Source organism: Pseudomonas serboccidentalis (genome assembly GCF_028830055.1).
Lineage (GTDB): Bacteria > Pseudomonadota > Gammaproteobacteria > Pseudomonadales > Pseudomonadaceae > Aquipseudomonas > Aquipseudomonas serboccidentalis.
Map to the genome: position 1 here is coordinate 100747 of NZ_CP101655.1, position 13234 is coordinate 113980.

13 protein-coding genes are annotated in these 13234 nt (G+C 59.0%); 10 read left to right on the forward strand and 3 right to left on the reverse strand.

Annotated elements, in window-relative coordinates:
* Window positions 1-234: 234 nt before the first annotated feature.
* Complete coding sequence (locus NN484_RS00350) at window positions 235-1002, forward strand: FCD domain-containing protein (RefSeq protein ID WP_127649874.1); 768 nt, start codon at window positions 235-237, stop codon at window positions 1000-1002.
* A 103-nt stretch (window positions 1003-1105) separates the two neighbouring features.
* Here the strand turns inward: NN484_RS00350 and smpB are convergent, their stop codons facing one another.
* Window positions 1106-1588 carry an SsrA-binding protein SmpB gene (gene smpB, locus NN484_RS00355; protein ID WP_003221505.1) on the reverse strand — a complete coding sequence of 161 codons (483 nt, stop codon included), beginning with the start codon at window positions 1586-1588 and terminating at the stop codon, window positions 1106-1108.
* Between the two features lie 119 nt (window positions 1589-1707).
* Here smpB and NN484_RS00360 point away from each other — a divergent pair, with 119 nt between their 5' ends.
* Genes NN484_RS00360 through NN484_RS00370 form a run of 3 tightly spaced genes read left to right on the forward strand, consistent with a single transcriptional unit; the run spans window position 1708 to window position 3860 of the window.
* Window positions 1708-3111 carry a sodium-dependent transporter gene (locus tag NN484_RS00360; protein ID WP_215501868.1) on the forward strand — a complete coding sequence of 468 codons (1404 nt, stop codon included), beginning with the start codon at window positions 1708-1710 and terminating at the stop codon, window positions 3109-3111.
* A 7-nt stretch (window positions 3112-3118) separates the two neighbouring features.
* The gene (locus tag NN484_RS00365) at window positions 3119-3553 is read left to right on the forward strand and encodes a type II toxin-antitoxin system RatA family toxin (RefSeq protein WP_025110465.1); all 435 of its coding nucleotides are present in this window, start codon (window positions 3119-3121) and stop codon (window positions 3551-3553) included.
* Window positions 3546-3860, forward strand: coding sequence for an RnfH family protein (locus NN484_RS00370; RefSeq protein ID WP_215501867.1), 315 nt, complete (start codon window positions 3546-3548; stop codon window positions 3858-3860). Before NN484_RS00365 ends, NN484_RS00370 begins: the two co-directional genes overlap by 8 nt.
* 61 nt (window positions 3861-3921) lie before the next feature.
* Here the strand turns inward: NN484_RS00370 and NN484_RS00375 are convergent, their stop codons facing one another.
* Complete coding sequence (locus NN484_RS00375; protein WP_003221514.1) at window positions 3922-4449, reverse strand: outer membrane protein assembly factor BamE; 528 nt, start codon at window positions 4447-4449, stop codon at window positions 3922-3924.
* 97 nt (window positions 4450-4546) lie between these two features.
* Here NN484_RS00375 and fur point away from each other — a divergent pair, with 97 nt between their 5' ends.
* Window positions 4547-4951 (forward strand): ferric iron uptake transcriptional regulator, encoded by a 405-nt coding sequence (gene fur, locus NN484_RS00380; protein WP_003221515.1) that lies wholly within the window; start codon window positions 4547-4549, stop codon window positions 4949-4951.
* A gap of 75 nt (window positions 4952-5026) precedes the next feature.
* Here the strand turns inward: fur and recN are convergent, their stop codons facing one another.
* A complete protein-coding gene (gene recN / locus NN484_RS00385; protein WP_127649868.1) occupies window positions 5027-6700 on the reverse strand; it encodes a DNA repair protein RecN in 1674 nt (557 codons plus the stop codon).
* A 240-nt stretch (window positions 6701-6940) separates the two neighbouring features.
* Between recN and grpE the strand changes: the two genes are divergently transcribed.
* From grpE to carA, 5 genes are all read left to right on the forward strand, one after another.
* Window positions 6941-7507, forward strand: coding sequence for a nucleotide exchange factor GrpE (gene grpE / locus NN484_RS00390; protein ID WP_007961425.1), 567 nt, complete (start codon window positions 6941-6943; stop codon window positions 7505-7507).
* A 102-nt stretch (window positions 7508-7609) separates the two neighbouring features.
* Window positions 7610-9526: a molecular chaperone DnaK gene (gene dnaK, locus NN484_RS00395; RefSeq protein ID WP_274658411.1), complete on the forward strand. Its 1917-nt coding sequence runs from the start codon at window positions 7610-7612 to the stop codon at window positions 9524-9526.
* A gap of 296 nt (window positions 9527-9822) precedes the next feature.
* Window positions 9823-10947, forward strand: coding sequence for a molecular chaperone DnaJ (gene dnaJ, locus NN484_RS00400; RefSeq protein WP_003221522.1), 1125 nt, complete (start codon window positions 9823-9825; stop codon window positions 10945-10947).
* Window positions 10948-10956: 9 nt separating this feature from the next.
* Window positions 10957-11763, forward strand: coding sequence for a 4-hydroxy-tetrahydrodipicolinate reductase (gene dapB / locus NN484_RS00405; RefSeq protein ID WP_108591473.1), 807 nt, complete (start codon window positions 10957-10959; stop codon window positions 11761-11763).
* 258 nt (window positions 11764-12021) lie between these two features.
* Window positions 12022-13158 (forward strand): glutamine-hydrolyzing carbamoyl-phosphate synthase small subunit, encoded by a 1137-nt coding sequence (gene carA, locus NN484_RS00410; RefSeq protein WP_274658412.1) that lies wholly within the window; start codon window positions 12022-12024, stop codon window positions 13156-13158.
* Window positions 13159-13234 lie beyond the last annotated feature (76 nt).

Below are 13234 nucleotides of genomic sequence, written 5' to 3' on the forward strand. Positions count from 1 at the left end.
CAGGCACTGTCAGCGTTCTTGGTTAATTGGTAATACCAATTTACAATCGCTGTTGGCTAGGGTAAAAGCCTTGATGACGGTGTGTCAATTTGTCGCCCTGAAACTTTTGTCGAATAAGCGGTGCAGATGACATCTGATCCGGTCGGGCGAATGCGCTCTGACAGGTGTCGGCGGGGCGCCGATAGGCCAGAATAGAGAGCCCGGCGAGCGGTCGGGATCGTGGAGAATTGAGTTATGGGGTTTGATCAGATTCGTCAGCGCCGTTTGTCTGACGATATTGTCGAGCGACTCGAGGGGATGATCCTCGAGGGCACGCTGAAGTCCGGTGAGCGGCTTCCGGCTGAGCGTGCGCTGGCCGAGCAGTTCGGCGTATCGCGTCCGTCGTTGCGCGAAGCGATTCAAAAACTGGCGGCCAAGGGCTTGCTGGTCAGTCGCCAGGGCGGCGGCAACTATGTGGTGGAAACCCTGGGTTCGACGTTCAGCGATCCATTGCTATTGCTGCTTGAGAGCAATCCGGAGGCGCAACGCGACTTGCTGGAATTTCGGCATACTCTGGAGGCATCGTGCGCCTATTACGCGGCATTGCGCGCTACCGACGTGGATCGCGAGCGCCTTACTGCAGCGTTTGACGAGCTGCAGGATTGCTATGCACGGCATGATGAGGTCAGCCGGGTGGAAGAGGGCGCGGCGGATGCGAAGTTTCATCTGGCAATCGCCGAAGCCAGCCACAACGCGGTGCTGCTGCACACCATTCGCGGGCTGTTCGATCTGCTCAAACGCAACGTGGTGACCAACATCGGCGGCATGTACAAACAGCGCACGGAAACCCGCGACATGCTGATTTCTCAGCACCGGGAATTGTACCTGGCGATTATCGAGGGGCGTGCGGAGCAAGCGCGGGAAGTCTCCAGCCGACACATTCTGTATGTGCAGGAGGTGCTGGAAGAAGTGCGGCAAGAGGTTCAGCGCATGGCTCGGGCGGAGCGGCGCAAAGGAATGTAGCTTTTAGACGCAAAAAGATCGCAGCCTTCGGCAGCTCCTGCAGGGGAATTCTCATTCCTGTGTAGGAGCTGCCGCAGGCTGCGATCTTTTCAGGCAGAAGAAATTATTCTTCCTTGCCCTTGTTGCGCACAGCGCGCTGCAGCTCACGACCGGCGTCGCGTTCGCGCTCGGTGTCACGCTTGTCGTATTCCTTCTTGCCCTTGCCCAGAGCAATCTCGCACTTGACCATGTGCTTGCTCCAGTAGAAGGACAGGCAGACGCAGGCGTAGCCTTTCTGTTGCACGGCAGCGGCGAGTTTTTCCAGCTCGCGTTTGTTGAGCAGCAGTTTGCGGGTGCGGGTCGGATCGGCGATGACGTGGGTACTGGCGGTCATCAACGGCGTGATGTGACTGCCGAGGAGCCAGGCTTCGCCATCCTTGAGCAGCACGTAACTGTCGACCAGTTGCAGCTTGCTTGCCCGCAGACTTTTTACTTCCCAGCCGGCCAGGACCAGACCAGCCTCGAACCGATGCTCGATGAAGTAATCGTGTCGCGCCTTTTTGTTCTGCGCGATGGTCCCTGTTGGGTGTTTCTTCTGTTTAGCCATAGGGGCGGCATTATATGGAGATAAACGGTCCTCGGCTACGGTGATGCTGCGTGCTTGAGCAGGTTGAGTGAATCCCGGACAATGCGGCCTCTTTTTCTGATGCTTGGGCGTGATATTCGATGTCGACAGACAAGGTTTCTGTCCACGGCAGTTGGGCTAGCCGCTGGGTTTTCATATTCGCCGCGACCGGTTCGGCCGTGGGCTTGGGCAGCATCTGGAAATTCCCCTACATGGTCGGGGTCTACGGTGGCGGCGCCTTCGTGCTGATGTTTCTGGCCTGCATCGCCCTGATCGGGATCCCGGTCATGCTGGCTGAAACCCTGATCGGCCGGCGTGCGCGGCAGAGTCCGGCGAACGCTCTGAAGGTCCTGGCACGGGAGGCCGGGCATTCGGGCAAGTGGTCGTGGGGCGCATTTGCCGGAATGATCACGGCGTTGCTGATCCTGTCTTTCTATAGTGTGGTCGGCGGATGGTCGCTGGATTACATCATCGACATGGGGCGCGGGGATTTCCAGGGCGCCACGGCGGAGCAGGTCGGTGCTTATTTCGGCAATGTCATCTCCGACCCTTGGCGCCTGACACTTTGGCACACAGTTTTTATGCTGCTGTCGGCTGTGGTGATCGCCAGGGGGGTGGTCGCCGGGCTTGAGCGCAGCCTGCGAATCATGATGCCGCTGCTGTTCGTGATGGTGTTGGTGTTGCTGGGTTACAGCATGACCACCGGGCATTTCATGGAAGGCGTGCATTTCATGTTCGATTTCCACCCGGAAAAAGTCCTCGACGGCTTGTTGCCGGCCATGGGGCACGCGTTCTTTTCCCTGAGCGTGGGCGTCGGTTCGATCATGATCTACGGCGCTTACATGACCAAGGAAGCCTCGCTGTCCGGCACTGTGGTGGGTGTAGCGTTGCTCGATACCTTCGTATCGCTGGTGGCGGGGCTGGCGCTGTTCCCAATCGTATTTGCCGGCGGCTTGAACCCTAGCGAAGGCCCCGGCCTGATGTTCGTCAGTCTGCCATTTGCCTTTGGTAACGTGGTGTTCGGCCAGTTGATGGGCGTGGTGTTCTTTGTCCTGGTAGCGATTGCGGCCTGGAGCTCGGCGATTTCCCTGCTTGAGCCGATGGTTGCCTACCTGGTGGAACGCACCAAAATCAGCCGCGGCTGGGTGACGTTCTGGCTGGCCTTCATTTGCTGGTTCGTCGGTCTGGGCACGGTGTTCTCCTTCAACATCTGGAAGGAAGCCAAATTTTTCGTGAACGAAGGCGGACTGTTCCATCTCTACCAATGGGGGGCGGCGGGCGGTCTGGACTTCTTCGGTGTGATCGACTTCTTTACCTCGCGGATCATGCTGCCGCTCGGTGGCCTGTGCTTCGTGCTGTTTGCCGGTTGGGTGATGGGACGTGAGGCGGTGCGTGAGGAATTGGCGATCCGTAACCCGCTGCTGTTTGCTCTGTCCTTGTTCTTGATGCGCTATGTGGCGCCCATCGGCATTCTAGTAGTGTTTGCCACCCAGCTCTGGAAGTGACGCTTACATGACGACACATATTCAACGGTCGGCGCTGCTGCCGTACCCGGCGCAATTTCTCTATGACCTGGTCAACGACGTGGCGCGTTACCCAGAGTTTCTCCCTTGGTGTTCGTCCGCCGAGGTGCTGGAAAGCTCGCCTGAGCACATGCGCGCCAGCGTTGGTGTGGCCAAGGGCGGTCTTAGCCAGCATTTCGTCACGCGCAATACGCTGGTGCCGGGGCAGTCGATTGAAATGAATCTGGAAGAAGGTCCGTTCAACCAGTTGCACGGCGTATGGGTGTTCAAACCACTCGGTGAAAAGGCCTGCAAAATCAGCCTGGATCTGTCGTTCGATTACGCCGGCCCGATAGTCAGAGCGACCCTCGGCCCGTTGTTCAATCAGGCGGCGAATACGCTGGTGGATGCGTTTTGCCAGCGCGCCAAGCAGATGCATGGTTGAGCCGGTGATCGAGATAGAGGTGGTGTATGCCGCCGTGGATCGGCAGGTCTTGCGCACTGTCAGCGTCCCTGAAGGGACGACGGTGCGTGAGGCGGCGCTGACGTCCGGTATCGGGGCTGAATTCCCGGAGCTGGACTTGAGCGAGTGTCCACTGGGCATCTTCGGCAAAGTGGTTGCTGATCCACGGGTTCGCCTGATTCAGGCGGGCGATCGCCTCGAGATCTACCGGCCATTGCTGGCGGATCCGAAAGAAGTGCGACGCTTGCGGGCAGCCAAGGCTGCCGAGGCGAAAGCGCGAAATCAGTAGCCTGGCCAGATCGCGGACAATAAAAAACCCGGAATTTCCGGGTTTTTTATTGCGTCGCAAATTATTGCGGCGAGGTGTCCAGCGGTTCAGGCGTCGGAACCGGAACGGTTTCAACACCGTCCACGTCCTTCTGGATCGAGTCCAGCAAGGAACCTGGTTTAGCGGGTTGTTCCGGCTTCGGCTTCTCGGCGTTTTCAGCAGGGGCGGTCACGCTGGTGCCACTGTCCTTGCCGAGAATGGCTTCGTCACGGCTTACGCCCGGCATGAAGTCACCGGACAGGCTGACGAGCTGGTCGTTAGAGTTGAAAATAACACTCATGCGTTCCTGTTGGCGTTCACCGCCGCCAGGTTGCAGGCTGTACAGATAATCCCAGCGATCGGCATGGAACGTGTCGGTCAGCAGAGGGTTACCCATGATAAACCGTACTTGCCGGCGGGTCATTCCCGGGCGTAACTGGTCTATCATGTCCTGCGTGACGACATTGCCCTGCTGGATGTCGATTTTGTAAACCCCGGGGAATGAACAACCGGCGAGTGCGAGCAGTCCCACAAAGGTGAAACTGGTTAGCAAGAGCTTGGTGTTTTGCATCGGTGGGCGACTTCCACTATCTTGGCTGGGACAACGTAAACGCCGATCATACCCGCATTAAGAGAAGCTGCGAAGCAGCATCGCGAGAAAGCTGACCATGGTTGAAAATAGCGAACTACGCAAAGCCGGCCTCAAAGTGACCCTGCCACGGGTCAAGATCCTGCAAATGCTCGACTCTACCGAGCAGCGTCACATGAGTGCCGAGGACGTCTACAAGGCGTTGATGGAAGCTGGCGAGGACGTCGGTCTGGCCACGGTTTACCGTGTTCTGACCCAGTTCGAAGCGGCTGGCCTCGTGGTCCGTCACAACTTCGACGGTGGCCACGCGGTATTCGAATTGGCCGACGGTGGCCACCACGACCATATGGTCAACGTGGAAACCGGTGAAGTCGTCGAATTCGTCAGTCCGGAAATCGAAAAGCTCCAGAAGGCAATTGCCGAGGAGCACGGTGTTGATCTGGTAGATCACAATCTGGTGCTGTACGTACGCAAGAAAAAGTAAGCATGTCGCGCGAACTTCAGGTTCGCGAAACGAACGAAGGCGACCCAAGGGTCGCCTTCGTGCTTTCTGCTTTTCTTACGCTTTTGCGGTAACCACCATCTTTTTCGCGTGAGCCAAAGACTCTTTGGTCAGATCGATGCCACCCAGCATCCGCGCCACTTCTTCTATACGGTCGTTCTTGCTCAGTTTGGACACGGCGGTGTGAGTCGCTTGCTCGCCGCGCACCTTGTGCACAAATAAATGCTGATGCCCCTGCGCCGCGACCTGCGGCAAGTGCGTCACGGTCAGTACCTGCCCGCGATCGCCCAGGCGCCGCAGCAACTGGCCGACAATCTCCGCAGTCGGCCCGCCAATGCCCACGTCCACTTCGTCGAATACCAGTGTTGGCACCCGTGAGGTTTGCGCAGTGATCACCTGGATCGCCAGGCTGATCCGCGAGAGCTCGCCACCGGAGGCCACTTTGGCCAGCGCCTTCAGCGGCTGGCCAGGGTTGGCGCTGACCAGCAGCTCGACTTGTTCCAGGCCATTAGGCAGCAATTCATCGCTGCTGTTGGCACGTAGCTCGATGGTGAAGCGGCCACCGGGCATGCCCAGACGCTGGATCTCCTGTTCCACGGCGCTGGCGAGGCTGCCGGCCGCCTGATGGCGCAAGTCGCTCAGTTCCCGCGCCTTCTCTTGATAGTGGCGGGCATAAGAAGCCAGTTCTTCGCCCAGGCGCTCGATGGATTCGTCGTTGGCGTTGAGCGTTTCGATTTCATCCAGCAGTTTCTGCTGCATCTCGGCGACTTCGGTGGGCTGGATCCGGTGCTTGCGTGCCAGGGTGTAGATCGCGTCGAGGCGTTCTTCCAGATATTGCAGACGTGCCGGATCGGCATCGAAGTTATCAAGGAAGCGGTTGAGCTCGCCGACCGCTTCTTCGACCTGGATCTGTGCGCTGGTCAGCAGGCTGCTGGCCTCGCCCAATGCGCCAATCGAGTTGTTCACACTCGACAGGCGGTTGAGGCTGGCGGTCAGGGCGTTCAGCACGTTGCCGGAGTCGCTCTCGCTGCACTGTTCGACCACTTGTCGGCAAATGCCAAGCAGGGTTTCGGCGTTGGTCAGGTTTTTGTGTTCCTGCTCCAGCTGTTCCAGCTCGTTTTCGCCGAGACCGAGGTTTTCCAGCTCTTCGAGCTGGTAGCTGAGCAGTTGGTGGCGCGCGCGTTGTTCGTCGCCGGAATTGGAGAGGCGCTCCAGTTCCTGGCGGGTCTGGCGCCAGCGTTGAGCGGCCAGTTGAACCTGGCGGGCCAGATCGGTCGCGCCGGCGTATTCATCCAGCAGGCGTCGATGGGTATCGGTTTTCAGCAGGGACTGGTGTTCGTGCTGGCTGTGGATATCGATCAGCAGTTCGCCGAGGGCCTTGAGATCGCCGAGCGGGCAGGGTGTGCCGTTGATATAGCCGCGCGAGCGTCCTTCCGCCGTGATGACTCGGCGCAGGATGCACGGGCCGTCGTTTTCGAGGTCGCGCTCGGCCAGCCAGGCATGAGCCTCCGGGATGTCGACCAGATCGAAGGTGGCGAGGATGTCGGCCTTGTCGGCGCCCGGGCGGACCACGCCGCTGTCGGCGCGATCACCGAGGGTCAGGCCCAGGGCGTCGAGCATGATCGACTTGCCGGCGCCGGTTTCCCCTGTGATCACGCTCATCCCGCGATCAAGCTCGAGATCGAGATGTTCAACGATGGCGTAGTTGTGTACGGACAGGTGCACCAGCATAAAGGCCGCTCCCAGGCTTTAGGTCTGGTTATTTATACAGTGTTTTGTTTCGGGCTGACAATGCCCTCGCTTAGCTCGATTTGCTTGATCCGATCAAATGCTTAGTCCGGCCGGGAATGACAATGCAGCACTTTTTTGTAGGGTTAATCATTGCAGGCCCTTGAAGCCTGATTTTGCGGCCCCATATATCGGGGCAGAAGCGCGAGTCGAGCTCGCGGACGTAATTGAAAGGAGAATTCTATGGCTGACGAACAGACAGTAGATACGCAAAATCCAGAAGCCAATCAGGCGCCCGAGACTTCGGGTGATGACCTGGCGACCCGTGTACAAGTGCTCGAAGAGCAGTTGGCCGCCGCGCAGGATCAGTCTCTGCGTGTAGCTGCCGATCTGCAGAACGTCCGCCGTCGTGCCGAGCAGGATGTCGAGAAAGCGCACAAATTTGCGCTGGAAAAATTCGCCGGCGACCTGCTGCCGATCGTCGATAGCCTGGAGCGCGGCCTCGAGCTGTCGAGCCCGGACGACGAAAGCATTCGTCCGATGCGCGAAGGCATCGAGCTGACCCTGAAAATGTTCCACGACACCCTCAAGCGCTATCAGCTTGAAGCGATCGATCCGCATGGCGAACCGTTCAACGCCGTTCACCATCAAGCGATGGCCATGCAGGAAAGCGCCGACGTAGAACCGAACAGCGTTCTGAAGGTGTTCCAGAAGGGCTACCAGCTCAATGGTCGCCTGTTGCGTCCGGCGATGGTGGTGGTCAGCAAGGCGCCGGCGCCAATTTCGCCTTCGATTGACGAGAAGGCTTGAAATTAGCCGTAAGGCCCCCATTTAGAAGTCAAGCGTTTAAGTATTACCGCAGTTAGCCACCACTGCTGCGGCAACAAAATCCAAAGTTTCGGGAGAGTGAACATGGGCAAAATTATCGGTATCGACCTGGGGACTACCAACTCCTGCGTCTCCGTGCTGGAAAACGGCAAAGCCAAAGTTATTGAAAACGCTGAAGGCGCGCGCACCACGCCGTCGATCATCGCTTACGCCAACGATGGCGAAATCCTGGTAGGTCAGTCGGCCAAGCGTCAGGCAGTGACCAACCCGCACAACACCCTGTACGCAGTAAAGCGTCTGATCGGTCGTCGTTTTGACGAAGAAGTTGTGCAGAAAGACATCCAGATGGTCCCTTACAAGATCGTCAAGGCTGACAACAACGACGCCTGGGTAGAAGTGAACGGCCAGAAAATGGCGCCGCCACAAATCTCGGCTGAAATTCTGAAGAAAATGAAGAAGACCGCCGAAGACTACCTCGGCGAGCCAGTGACCGAAGCGGTGATCACCGTTCCGGCCTACTTCAACGACAGCCAGCGTCAGGCGACCAAAGACGCCGGCCGCATCGCCGGTCTGGACGTTAAACGTATCATCAACGAACCAACCGCAGCTGCTCTGGCTTACGGTATGGACAAGGCCAAGGGCGATCACACCGTGATCGTTTACGACCTGGGTGGCGGTACTTTCGACGTTTCCGTGATCGAGATCGCTGAAGTTGACGGCGAGCACCAGTTCGAAGTGTTGGCCACCAACGGTGATACCTTCCTCGGCGGTGAAGACTTCGACATTCGTCTGATCGACTACCTCGTTGACGAATTCAAGAAAGAAAGCGGCATGAACCTCAAAGGTGACCCGCTGGCCATGCAGCGCCTGAAAGAAGCCGCTGAGAAAGCCAAGATCGAGCTGTCTTCCGCTCAGTCGACCGACGTCAACCTGCCGTACATCACTGCAGACGCTACCGGTCCTAAGCACCTGAACGTGAAGATCTCGCGTGCCAAGCTCGAAGCACTGGTTGAAGACCTGGTTCAGCGCACCATCGAGCCTTGCCGCATCGCCATGAAAGACGCCGGTATCGACGTTGCCGCGATCAACGACGTGATCCTGGTCGGCGGTCAGACCCGTATGCCGCTGGTACAGAAGCTGGTTACTGATTTCTTCGGTAAAGAAGCTCGTAAAGACGTTAACCCGGACGAAGCGGTTGCCATGGGTGCTGCGATCCAGGGCGCTGTTCTGGCTGGTGACGTGAAAGACGTTCTGCTGCTCGACGTCAGCCCGCTGACCCTGGGTATCGAAACCATGGGTGGCGTGATGACCGCGCTGATCGAGAAAAACACCACGATTCCTACCAAGAAATCGCAAGTGTTCTCGACTGCCGACGACAACCAGGGCGCCGTGACCATTCACGTCCTGCAAGGTGAGCGTAAGCAAGCTGCGCAGAACAAGTCTCTGGGCAAGTTCGACCTGGCCGACATTCCACCCGCTCCACGTGGCGTGCCGCAGATCGAAGTGACCTTCGACATCGACGCCAACGGCATCCTGCATGTTGGTGCGAAAGACAAGGCGACCGGCAAGACTCAGTCGATCGTGATCAAGGCCAACTCCGGTCTGTCCGACGAAGAGATCGAGCGCATGGTGCGTGACGCCGAGGCGAATGCCGAGGAAGACCGCAAGTTCGAAGAACTGGCCGCTGCCCGTAACCAGGGTGATGCACTGGTTCACTCGACGCGCAAAATGGTTGCTGACGCGGGCGACAAGGTCACCGCCGAAGAGAAGACCGCGATCGAAGCTGCCGTGGTTGCACTGGAAGCCGCTGTAAAAGGCGACGACAAGGCTGCCATCGAGGCCAAGGTTGAAGAGCTGTCGAAAGTTTCGGCGCCGGTTGCCCAGAAGATGTACGCCGAACAGGCTCAGCCTGCTGAAGGCGCGGCACCGCACGACGAGAAAGCTGAAAAGGCTGACGATGTTGTCGATGCCGAGTTCGAAGAAGTCAAAGACCACAAGTAAGTTGTTGGTCGGCCGGTTGACTGCCTTGCGGCGGTGACTGGTAGGATGTCGCCGCGCGGGAGCTTGCTCCCGCGTTGGCGTATCTGGAATACGCGAATTTTTACAGCATGCGACAAGCCTCGCGTGTTGCTGGTATGGCCGGGAATGCTCCTGCTTTTCGCGCCGCAAGTACCACAAGAAACAAAGACCAGGATCGTTGAATTGACGTGAGTTGGGTCCGGGCCTGTATTGGGGCTCAACGAGTTTGGCCATCCTCAGGAGGGGTTTGCCGGACGTCCTCAAGAGTGCAAAGACTTATGGCAAAGCGTGACTATTACGAAGTGTTGGGTGTTGAGCGTGGCTCAAGCGATGCGGACCTGAAAAAGGCTTACCGTCGTCTGGCGATGAAGCACCACCCAGACCGTAATCCCGATGACAAAGCGTCGGAAGAACTGTTCAAAGAGGCCAACGAGGCCTACGAAGTATTGTCCGACTCCAGCAAGCGCGCGGCGTACGACCAGTACGGTCATGCCGGCGTCGACCCAAGCATGGGTGGCGGTGGCGCTGGTTTCGGCGGGCAGAATTTCTCTGACATCTTTGGTGATGTCTTCAGTGATTTCTTCGGTGGTGGTCGCGGCGGTTCTCGTGGCGGCGCCCAGCGCGGCAGCGATTTGCGCTACACCCTGGAGCTGAACCTGGAAGAAGCGGTGCGCGGTACCACCGTGAATATCCGCGTTCCGACACTGGTCAACTGCAAGCCGTGCGACGGTTCCGGTGCGAAGAAAGGCTCGTCGCCATCGACTTGCCCGACTTGCGGCGGTATCGGCCAGGTGCGCATGCAGCAAGGCTTCTTCTCGGTGCAGCAGACCTGCCCGCGCTGCCATGGCCAAGGCAAGATCATTTCCGATCCGTGCGATTCCTGCCACGGCGACGGTCGTGTCGAAGAGTACAAGACCCTGTCGGTCAAAGTGCCGGCTGGCGTCGATACCGGCGACCGCATTCGCCTGTCTGGCGAAGGCGAGGCGGGTACGCAGGGCGGCCCGACGGGCGACCTGTATGTCGTTATCAATGTGCGCGAGCACGACATCTTCCAGCGCGATGGCAAGCATCTGTTCTGCGAAGTGCCGATCAGCTTCGTTGATGCGGCACTCGGCGGCGAGCTGGAAATTCCGACCCTCGACGGTCGCGTCAAACTGAAAATCCCTGAAGGCACCCAGACCGGCAAGCAGTTCCGTGTACGCGGCAAAGGCGTGGCGCCGGTGCGTGGTGGTGGTGCGGGCGATCTGATGTGCCGTGTGGCGGTCGAGACCCCGGTCAACCTGAATCGTCGTCAGCGCGAACTGCTCGAGGAATTCCGCAGCTCCCTGGCGGACGACAACAGCCACTCGCCGAAAACCACCGGTTGGTTTGATGGTGTGAAGCGCTTCTTCGGCGATCTGTAAGGAGTCGGCATGCGACGTATAGCTGTGATGGGCGCCGCCGGGCGCATGGGCAAGATTCTGGTCGAGGCCGTGCAGCAGCGCGCGCCGCTGACCGGCCTGACCGCGGCGATCGTTCGTCCCGGCAGTACGCTGATCGGGGTCGACGCCGGTGAGCTGGCTTCGCTGGGGCGTATCGGTGTGCCGTTGTCCGGCAATCTGGAGTCGGTGGCTGAAGAGTTCGATGTGTTGATCGATTTCACCCTGCCGGAAGTGATGCTGAAAAACCTCGCGTTCTGCCGCAAGGCCGGCAAGGCCATGGTCATCGGCACTACCGGGCTGGACGCGGCGCAGAAGCAGTTGCTGGCTGAAGCGGGCAAGGATATTCCGATCGTCTTCGCGGCCAACTTCAGTGTCGGGGTCAACCTGTCGCTGAAGCTGCTCGAGATGACTGCCCGGGTGCTGGGTGACGATGCTGACATCGAGATCATCGAGGCGCATCACCGGCACAAGATCGATGCCCCTTCGGGCACGGCGCTGCGCATGGGCGAAGTGATCGCCGATGCACTGGATCGTGATCTGCAGAAGGTGGCGGTCTACGGTCGCGAAGGTCACACCGGTGCGCGCGAGCGGGAAACCATCGGCTTCGCCACTGTTCGTGGTGGTGATGTGGTCGGTGATCACACCGTGCTGTTTGCCTGTGAAGGCGAGCGTCTGGAGATCACGCACAAGGCTTCCAGCCGCATGACATTCGCCAAGGGCGCGGTACGCGCGGCGTTGTGGCTGGATGCTCGCGAGCCGGGTCTGTATGACATGCAGGACGTGCTCGACCTGCATTGATTTGACGGTTTTACCCAGCGAAAACGCCCTGTTTGCGCTGGTTTTTCTCTGCCGCACGACGCCCTGTCGCATTCTCCGTCCTTTAAGGCTCTTTAGCGGTGGACCAAAAAAGCCTTTTTCTGTAAGCTACAGCTTTAGTGTGTCCACTAAAAGCGCGCAGAATAATTCAGTGAAGAAGCGGGGTGACGTGTCCATACGTCACTCCGCTTTTTTACAACCTGCGATTGCCCTTTCATGCGTTATTTACGGGAGGTCTTCTTGACTAAGCCAGCCATACTCGCCCTTGCTGATGGCAGCATTTTTCGCGGCGAAGCCATTGGAGCCGACGGTCAAACCGTTGGTGAGGTGGTGTTCAACACCGCAATGACCGGCTATCAGGAAATCCTTACCGATCCTTCCTACGCCCAACAGATTGTTACCCTGACTTACCCGCACATCGGCAACACCGGCACCACGCCGGAAGACGCCGAGTCCGACCGCGTCTGGTCCGCTGGCCTGGTCATCCGTGACCTGCCGCTGGTAGCGAGCAACTGGCGTAACACGATGTCTCTGTCCGACTACCTGAAAGCCAACAACGTTGTGGCGATCGCTGGTATCGACACCCGCCGCCTGACGCGCATCCTGCGTGAAAAAGGCGCACAGAACGGCTGCATCATGGCCGGCGACAACATCTCCGAAGAAGCGGCAATCGCCGCGGCGCAAGGCTTCCCGGGCCTGAAAGGCATGGATCTGGCGAAAGTCGTCAGCACCAAGAAGCCGTACGAATGGCGCTCCACTGTCTGGGACCTGAAGACCGACAGCCACGCGACCATCGAAGCCTCCGAGCTGCCATACCACGTGGTTGCCTACGACTACGGCGTCAAGCTGAACATCCTGCGCATGCTGGTCGAGCGCGGCTGCCGCGTCACCGTGGTACCGGCGCAAACCCCGGCTGCCGACGTGCTGGCGCTCAAGCCGGACGGCGTGTTCCTGTCCAACGGTCCTGGTGACCCGGAGCCATGCGACTACGCGATCAAGGCGATCAAGGAAGTGCTGGAAACCGAGATTCCGGTATTCGGCATCTGCCTCGGTCACCAGCTGCTGGCCCTGGCCTCCGGCGCCAAGACCCTGAAAATGGGCCACGGCCACCACGGTGCCAACCACCCGGTGCAGGACCTGGACACTGGCGTCGTGATGATCACCAGCCAGAACCACGGTTTCGCGGTTGACGAAGCGACCCTGCCGGCCAACGTGCGTGCGATCCACAAATCGCTGTTCGACGGTACCCTGCAAGGCATCGAACGCACCGACAAGAGCGCGTTCAGCTTCCAGGGTCACCCTGAAGCGAGCCCGGGCCCGAACGATGTGGCTCCACTGTTCGACCGCTTCATCAACGAGATGGCCAAGCGACGCTAAGCGTTCGCCTTGAGACTGTAGCGAGAAGCCCTCGAGGGCGGCCCCGACACCGGTGGCGCCCCTCAGGGCTTCAGAA

Coding starts and splice junctions, on each gene's coding strand:
- NN484_RS00350 (WP_127649874.1), top strand. CDS start 235: ATGGGGTTTGATCAGATTCGTCAGCGCCGTTTGTCTGACGATATTGTC.
- smpB (WP_003221505.1), bottom strand. CDS start 1,588: ATGGCTAAACAGAAGAAACACCCAACAGGGACCATCGCGCAGAACAAA.
- NN484_RS00360 (WP_215501868.1), top strand. CDS start 1,708: ATGTCGACAGACAAGGTTTCTGTCCACGGCAGTTGGGCTAGCCGCTGG.
- NN484_RS00365 (WP_025110465.1), top strand. CDS start 3,119: ATGACGACACATATTCAACGGTCGGCGCTGCTGCCGTACCCGGCGCAA.
- NN484_RS00370 (WP_215501867.1), top strand. CDS start 3,546: ATGGTTGAGCCGGTGATCGAGATAGAGGTGGTGTATGCCGCCGTGGAT.
- NN484_RS00375 (WP_003221514.1), bottom strand. CDS start 4,449: ATGCAAAACACCAAGCTCTTGCTAACCAGTTTCACCTTTGTGGGACTG.
- fur (WP_003221515.1), top strand. CDS start 4,547: ATGGTTGAAAATAGCGAACTACGCAAAGCCGGCCTCAAAGTGACCCTG.
- recN (WP_127649868.1), bottom strand. CDS start 6,700: ATGCTGGTGCACCTGTCCGTACACAACTACGCCATCGTTGAACATCTC.
- grpE (WP_007961425.1), top strand. CDS start 6,941: ATGGCTGACGAACAGACAGTAGATACGCAAAATCCAGAAGCCAATCAG.
- dnaK (WP_274658411.1), top strand. CDS start 7,610: ATGGGCAAAATTATCGGTATCGACCTGGGGACTACCAACTCCTGCGTC.
- dnaJ (WP_003221522.1), top strand. CDS start 9,823: ATGGCAAAGCGTGACTATTACGAAGTGTTGGGTGTTGAGCGTGGCTCA.
- dapB (WP_108591473.1), top strand. CDS start 10,957: ATGCGACGTATAGCTGTGATGGGCGCCGCCGGGCGCATGGGCAAGATT.